Below are 6,317 nucleotides of genomic sequence, written 5' to 3'. Positions count from 1 at the left end.
CGGCCATTATGCCCAGCGCCCAGTTATGAACAGTCGGCTCACGGCGATGCTGGGGATGGCCCGGCGGCTAGCGCCTGATCCGTAGCGTCGACGAACCCGGGGCTGGACATAATTCCGGCGCTGGCGCAGCACGGCAACTCCTCTTTCGGATAGGAGTTTGCCATGCCCAAGATCCCTTCCCTGCATGCGGTGCTGCAAGGCTGGTTGCTCGACGGTCCGCTGGCTGCGTATGTGCCGGCCTACGTCGAACGGCTGGAGCGCGGTCGCTACGCATCCAGCACGAGCCGGCGATGGCTGAACGCCGTCGCGCACTTCGCTCACTGGATGTCGCTGTGCCGGTTGCCGGTCGACCGGCTCGACGAGAGCCGCATCGATCAGTTTCTTCAGGATCACCTCCCGCACTGTGGTTGCCGAGGACCGGTGATGCGCCGTCCGCGCGAGGTACATGCGGCTTTGATGCCCCTGCTGGCCATTCTTCGCCAGCGCGGCGTGATCGCGGACTTGCCGACACCGTCGGGTCCGATCGCCGAAGAGCTGAGCCGCTACGACGCATACATGCTCGATACCCGTGGGTTGGCCAGCGGCACCCGTTCGGTCCGACTGCGGATCATCGAGCGGCTGCTCGTGCACAAATTCGCGGGCCATCCTCTGAATCTGCAAGAACTGCAACCGCAGGACATCCGCCGCTTCGTCGCCGAGCAGTTGGAGTTGCGCAACACGATCAGCAACGCGGTGACCATCAACGCCGCCTTGCGTGGCTATCTGCGCTGGCGGGCTACGTGCGGTGATTCGGTGCAAGCCTTGCTGGGCGTGATCGCTTCGCCCGCCAACTGGACGCATGCGTCGCTGCCACGCGCGCTGCAGTCGCGTGAGGTCGGCCGTGTCCTCAATTCATTCACCCCGGCGCTGCGCGCGCCCAAGCGCGGCTATGCGATCGTCCGTCTGGCCCTCGATCTGGGCCTTCGCTGTATCGAGATCAACCGGCTACAACTGGACGACATCGATTGGCAGAACGGCACGCTCACGCTGAGGCGGACGAAGTCTCGCCGCCAGGATGTGCTGCCACTGCCAGTCCCCACGGGCAAGGCGCTGGAGGCGTACCTGCGCCACGAGCGACCGCTCACCAGCAACCGATCCGTGTTCGTGCGTTGCTTGGCTCCACACGATGCACCGGTCAGCGTGGATGCCATCCATCGGGTGATCCGCGACGCCTTCAGCCGCGCCGGTATCCCGCATGGCCGGGCGCACGCCCTGCGCCACACCTTGGCCTGTCGGCTGGTCAACAGCGGGGGCTCGATCAAGGAAGTCGCCGACGTGCTGCGGCACCGCTCGCTGAACACTTCGCTCATCTACGCGAAGACCGATCGCGCTGGCTTGGCAGAAGTCGCCTTGTCCTGGCCAGGGAGCCCAGCATGAGCGCCCACATATCCCTTCTCGAGCGGATCGAGACGTATCTGGCCGAGCGCCGTCGCCTCGGGTTCGAACTTCAGCACATGGGTCAGGCGCTTGTCCGGTTCGCACGCTATGTCGAGGCAGTCGGTCACCACGGACCGCTTACCGTCGAGGTGATGGCTGCCTGGGCGCGGCAAGTCAAGGGTGGCCGAGGTGACCGGGGCACGGCGGCTCGCGCCTTACGTCTGTTCAGGCCGTTTACGCGCTGGCTGCAGCAGTTCGAGCCGGCTACCGAGGTCCCCGACGAGGCGACCTTCGGGCCGGTCCCGGGTCGGGGCACCCCACACATCTTCCGCGACGAGGAGATCGAGGCCTTGCTCGAAGCCGCCGGGCGACTCGGGCCGCCACTGCGCAGTACCGTCATGCGGACCTTGTTCGGACTGATCGCCTGTACGGGTCTGCGCATCTCCGAAGCCCTGGCGTTGGTCGACGCGGACGTCGACCTCAGTGTCGGCGTGCTGACCGTCCGCTGCAGCAAGTTCGGCAAGTCGCGCCTGGTACCGCTGCACCCGAGTGCCGTAACGGCCCTGCGCGCCTACCGCCTTGAGCGCACGAAGTACGTGCCGGCCGATCCTGAGGGGCCGTTCTTCATCGCCACCCGTGGCCGCCGGCTCGGTCGCGCGCTCAGTGATCGGCAGGCCCACCGTATCTTCGATCAACTGCGCCGGGAACTGGGCTGGGTCGCTCGCGGCGGCCACGGTGCAGCCCGCATCCACGACCTGAGGCACAGCTTTGCGGTGCGTCGCCTGTTGCGCTGGCATGAGCAGGGCGAGAACGTGCACGAGCACATGCTTGCGCTGTCGACGTACATGGGGCACGCCAAGGTCTCTAACACGTACTGGTACCTCACGGGCACGCCCGAACTCCTGCAAGTGGTGGGCAAGCGTTTCGAGCACTTCGTCGATCCATACGAAGCGGGGGAGGACGACGATGGTTAAGCCCGAATCAGTCCAGGCGCCCAGCTTCGCGGCCCTGGTGCAGGCGTTCTTCGCCGAGCACCTGCAGCAGCAGCGCGCGATGAGTCCGCGTACCGTTGCCGCGTATCGCGATGCCTTCGTGCTGTTCCTCGACTTCGCGCAAGCGCGGCTACACAAGCAACCCACGGCGATCCGGCTCGAGGAGATCACGCCGGCGCTGATCCTGGCCTTCCTTGATCACCTGGAGCGCGAGCGGGGCAATACGGTGAGAAGCCGCAACGCTCGACTTGCGGCGTTGCGGGCGTTCCTGAAATTTGCCGGTCGGCGCGACGTGAGCGCGCTGCATGCCGTCGAGCAGTCGCTGGGCGTACCGATGAAGCGCTTCGAGCGGCAGATGCTGGGCTTCCTGTCGCGCGAGGAAGTGCTGGCGATCATCAGCGAGCCCGACGACTCATGGACGAGCCAGCGCGACCATCTGCTGCTCAGGATGCTCTACAACACCGGCGCCCGGGTCTCCGAGATCATCGGCGTGACGCTGGCCGACGTGGTGCTCGATGGTGCCGCCTGTGTGCACCTGCACGGCAAGGGGCGCAAGCAACGCACGGTGCCACTGTGGCGATCGACCGTGAGGCAGATCAGGGCGTGGCTGCGGTTCAATCCGCAGTTGCAACCCACATCGCCACTGTTGCCCAACCGCGATGGCCAGGCGATGACGCGCGGGAACGTCACTCAGCGCCTCGCCCTCGCCGTCAAGGCCGCGACCGCCGCGCAGCCGCAGCTTGCGACGCGCCGCATCTCCCCGCACATCATCCGCCACACGACGGCCATGCACCTCCTGCAGGCCGGCGTGGACATCAGCGTCATCGCGCTGTGGCTGGGACATGAGAGCCCGACGACAACTCATCAATACGTCGAGGCTGACCTGGCGATGAAGGAGCAGGCACTGGGGAGACTGCAGGAACCAGACGCCGCGATCCGGCGTTACAAGGCGCCTGACTCGCTGATCGAGTTCCTCAAGACCCTGTAGTTATGTGCAGGCCGCAGGCATCGCGCACAAACGCTGCGCTCGTGCGATGACGCGGCCCGCACCGCAACTGTTCATAACTGGGAACTGGGCATAATGGCCGTTATGGATAGCTGATCATAACGGCCACAAGCTGTCATTCAGCGGTGTCGCCCGAAAGCAGTCAGCTCATACCGACTTGAAGCAAAACGTCAATCGGAGAGCGAACACCGGCGCCCCCGACCTTAAGGACGTGCGTTTAGATCATCGTGGTTGAAACGTCGGAGTGACCGAGTAGCTCTTGTACCGTGCGAATGTCGTAGCCGCCCTGCAGTAAGGCGGTCGCGAAGGAATGCCTCGGAGTGTGGGGTGTCGCAGGCTTGGCGATGCCTGAACGTGTGACAGCTCGTTTGAATGCCCGCTGAAACGTTTGATCATAGAGGTGGTGGCGCCGCACCAGGCCGGTGCGTGGGTCGACCGAATGAGCGGTACGACGGGCAAACGACGCGTTGGGCGCGGGCGCCCAATGTCCTTCATCCATGGCAGATCAACGCCGATTACTTTCCATAGAAGTAAAGCAGTGCTGCCAAGGCCTGACGATGCGTCGATGCATACACCCCGCGCTCGCAGGCGAGCCTCGACAGAAAGGCCTCGACGGCAGCACCATCCAGTTGTGCCGGGTGCGCCGTGCCGTGGAAGCCAATAAACGCTCGTACCTAATGGACATAGGCCTGTTCTGTCCGTAGGCTGTAGTGCTGATACGGCAGGCGCTCCCGCAACTGGTCTAGAACCTTGACCAAGCGCAACGGCGGCAGAGATTCAGTGTTGGTTTTCATAGGGCGCCATTACTGTATTTGCATACAGAATAGCCCGTTAATCATCAGCAGACAAGCGGGGCTCGCCCGCACCACGGAGACAATGTTATGCAGCATTTCTGTCTCCCTAAAACAAAGTAGGGGGCGACATGCCAAAAAGCTGGTGGGGGAAGACAATATTCTGGTTGGTTTTGCTTATGGTGATCCCCGCAATCTGGCGGGTGATGTCTGGTCAAACGCAACGCATGAAAGACGCGAGGCTAGCGAATGATGCATATCAGTCATGCATGGATGCAGCAGAAAAGGAATATGCCGCTGCAATCTCATCAAATGACGCTACAAAGCTTTCTTCATTTACTGAAAAGTACGGTGTGGAAAAACACTCAGAAAACAAAAGCTGGTCCGGTGTTGTTCATTATGCAGATGAGCACTGCGGCTATTTTGCTCGCAAAAAAAATGCGGCCGGCAACCCCTAACAAACGCCTCGAGAGGGACGCTCCAACTGCCGGCTTCGCCGCCTGTTTCCGCGCCCCTCAAGCTAAATGTTGGGCGGCTCAGGCTCCGAGTACGTTCCGTGCTTACTGAGAATGATGTGGTGCAGGCTGTTGCCGGACACCTCGAAGGCGAGGGCTATCGAATCGTTAGGGCGCTTTCCACTAACCAACGTGGGATAGACATTGTGGCCGAGCATCCTGCGACAAAGAAGCAATTGCTGGTCGAGGCAAAGGGTGGCACCAGTTCGAAGGAAGGAACCGCCAACTATGGCAATCCTTTCACCTCCAACCAAGTCAAGACGCATGTTTCCGTCGCGTTCTACTACGCCGCTATGCTTCGCCAAAAGCATTCGACTAGTGGCGCTGAGATTGCGCTAGCTTTCCCCGACGACAAAGCACATCGAACGCTTATTGAGGGTATTTCCTCGGCACTCAACGTGCTGGGAGTTTTCGTGTTCTTCGTTGATAGTTCCCGTCGTGTAACGGTGCTTCGGTGATCGCGCCGCCCAACCTATCATCCCACCGGACCTTGCGCATAAAGCCGCGCAAGGCTAGTGAATTCAGACGTTGAGCGTCCGCTTCCTCTGGAAGCGAAGGACCGCGTAGAGTCGGGGGTCAGTCAGCGACGGATGAGAAAATGACAGACCTGTCCCTCCAGCCCTAGCGAGCGTGCAATCACCAACCCTTCTGCAGAGTCGAAATGGAATTGTGCGCAATAGAGCATGGCCCATATGGTGATGTTCGGTTCTTCTACCTGTTGGCCTATCTCGCGGTTTTTTTGCTGTTCGTTTATCTGAGCTGCTGGCGTAGACATGCGCAAAGCCGCTGACCAGGTCATCCGGCGAGCGGGGTTTGGTCTGGCAGTGCTGCTGGCGTGCGTACTGCTCTACGCTTCGCTGGTCGAGCCTAACTGGGTCGAGGTTACGTATCATGGTGAGAGCCCCGCAGGTCGGGCACCGATTCGCATCGCCGTGCTCTCTGATCTTCACCTCGACGGAGTGGGCTACCGAGAGCGTGCCGTTATCGAACAATTGCGTGTGGTCCGCCCAGACATCCTCATCTTGGCCGGTGATGTGGTCGATGAGCCTGGCGATCTGCCCGTCCTACGCGCACTCCTGTCGCAAGTCGACGTGCCGCACGCCGTCGCGGTACTGGGAAACTGGGAGTACTGGGGCGATGTGCCGCTTGAGCAATTGCACAAGGGGCCGTCTCAGAATTCGGAAAAAATCGTACGCTAAGCGAGAAAGTGGCTACCAGAGCAGCAATTCTCATTATGGCCTTTGGTCTATCCTGACACCTTTACCGGATAGGAGTTTTCGCCATGTGCGCCGCCCGTACTGTCATCCCAACAGCACTGAGCCAGGCCGGCCTGATCGCTCAGCCGACGACGCAGTGCAGGTCAATTGGTGCGAGCTCACCAGTACCACTGAGAACGGACGGGTGCTGTACCGCAACGCCTTTGCCACCTCCCATGCCGTACGTGCCGACAACGTCGCCGAAGTCGTCGCCGCAGGCCGGGCGAGATGGAAAATCGAGAACGAAAACAACAACGTCCTCAAAACCAAGGGCTACCATTTCGAGCACAACTACGGCGGCTCTATGCCGTTTCCAGTGGAAATTGACTTCTCAACAAACA

The 6,317-nt window shown here is 61.4% G+C and carries 8 protein-coding genes and 1 pseudogene; 7 read left to right on the top strand and 2 right to left on the bottom strand.

Going from position 1 to position 6,317, the window contains the following annotated elements:
* Nucleotides 1-162 precede the first annotated feature (162 nt).
* Genes CGK74_RS15340 through CGK74_RS15330 form a run of 3 tightly spaced genes read left to right on the top strand, consistent with a single transcriptional unit; the run spans nt 163 to nt 3,396 of the window.
* Nucleotides 163-1,416: a site-specific integrase gene (locus CGK74_RS15340; protein WP_094269312.1), complete on the top strand. Its 1,254-nt coding sequence runs from the start codon at nt 163-165 to the stop codon at nt 1,414-1,416.
* Nucleotides 1,413-2,390, top strand: a complete 978-nt coding sequence (locus CGK74_RS15335; RefSeq protein WP_094269311.1) for a tyrosine-type recombinase/integrase — start codon at nt 1,413-1,415, stop codon at nt 2,388-2,390. The genes CGK74_RS15340 and CGK74_RS15335 overlap by 4 nt, the downstream gene beginning before the upstream one ends.
* Nucleotides 2,383-3,396: a tyrosine-type recombinase/integrase gene (locus CGK74_RS15330; protein WP_094269310.1), complete on the top strand. Its 1,014-nt coding sequence runs from the start codon at nt 2,383-2,385 to the stop codon at nt 3,394-3,396. Before CGK74_RS15335 ends, CGK74_RS15330 begins: the two co-directional genes overlap by 8 nt.
* A 235-nt stretch (nt 3,397-3,631) precedes the next feature.
* Here the strand turns inward: CGK74_RS15330 and CGK74_RS19585 are convergent, their stop codons facing one another.
* Entirely contained in the window at nt 3,632-3,913 is a 282-nt protein-coding gene (locus tag CGK74_RS19585; protein ID WP_476718181.1) for a tyrosine-type recombinase/integrase, read from the bottom strand.
* A gap of 16 nt (nt 3,914-3,929) precedes the next feature.
* Nucleotides 3,930-4,043 (bottom strand): phage integrase N-terminal SAM-like domain-containing protein, encoded by a 114-nt coding sequence (locus CGK74_RS19580; protein WP_476718182.1) that lies wholly within the window; start codon nt 4,041-4,043, stop codon nt 3,930-3,932.
* A 293-nt stretch (nt 4,044-4,336) separates the two neighbouring features.
* On the opposite strand from CGK74_RS19580, the gene CGK74_RS18820 reads away from it, so the two are divergent.
* From CGK74_RS18820 to CGK74_RS15310, 4 genes and pseudogenes are all read left to right on the top strand, one after another.
* Nucleotides 4,337-4,663, top strand: a complete 327-nt coding sequence (locus CGK74_RS18820; protein ID WP_133091904.1) for a hypothetical protein — start codon at nt 4,337-4,339, stop codon at nt 4,661-4,663.
* A 98-nt stretch (nt 4,664-4,761) separates the two neighbouring features.
* A complete protein-coding gene (locus tag CGK74_RS18815) occupies nt 4,762-5,178 on the top strand; it encodes a hypothetical protein (RefSeq protein ID WP_133091901.1) in 417 nt (138 codons plus the stop codon).
* Nucleotides 5,179-5,493: 315 nt separating this feature from the next.
* Nucleotides 5,494-5,919: a metallophosphoesterase gene (locus tag CGK74_RS15315; RefSeq protein WP_094269308.1), complete on the top strand. Its 426-nt coding sequence runs from the start codon at nt 5,494-5,496 to the stop codon at nt 5,917-5,919.
* A 124-nt stretch (nt 5,920-6,043) separates the two neighbouring features.
* Nucleotides 6,044-6,317 (top strand): annotated as a pseudogene (locus CGK74_RS15310) (ISNCY family transposase); the annotation flags it as partial.

The organism is Thauera propionica, from assembly GCF_002245655.1.
GTDB classification, from domain to species: Bacteria; Pseudomonadota; Gammaproteobacteria; order Burkholderiales; family Rhodocyclaceae; genus Thauera; species Thauera propionica.
Note: the sequence above shows the minus strand (reverse complement) of the source record. Positions and strands in the feature narration are given on the sequence as shown.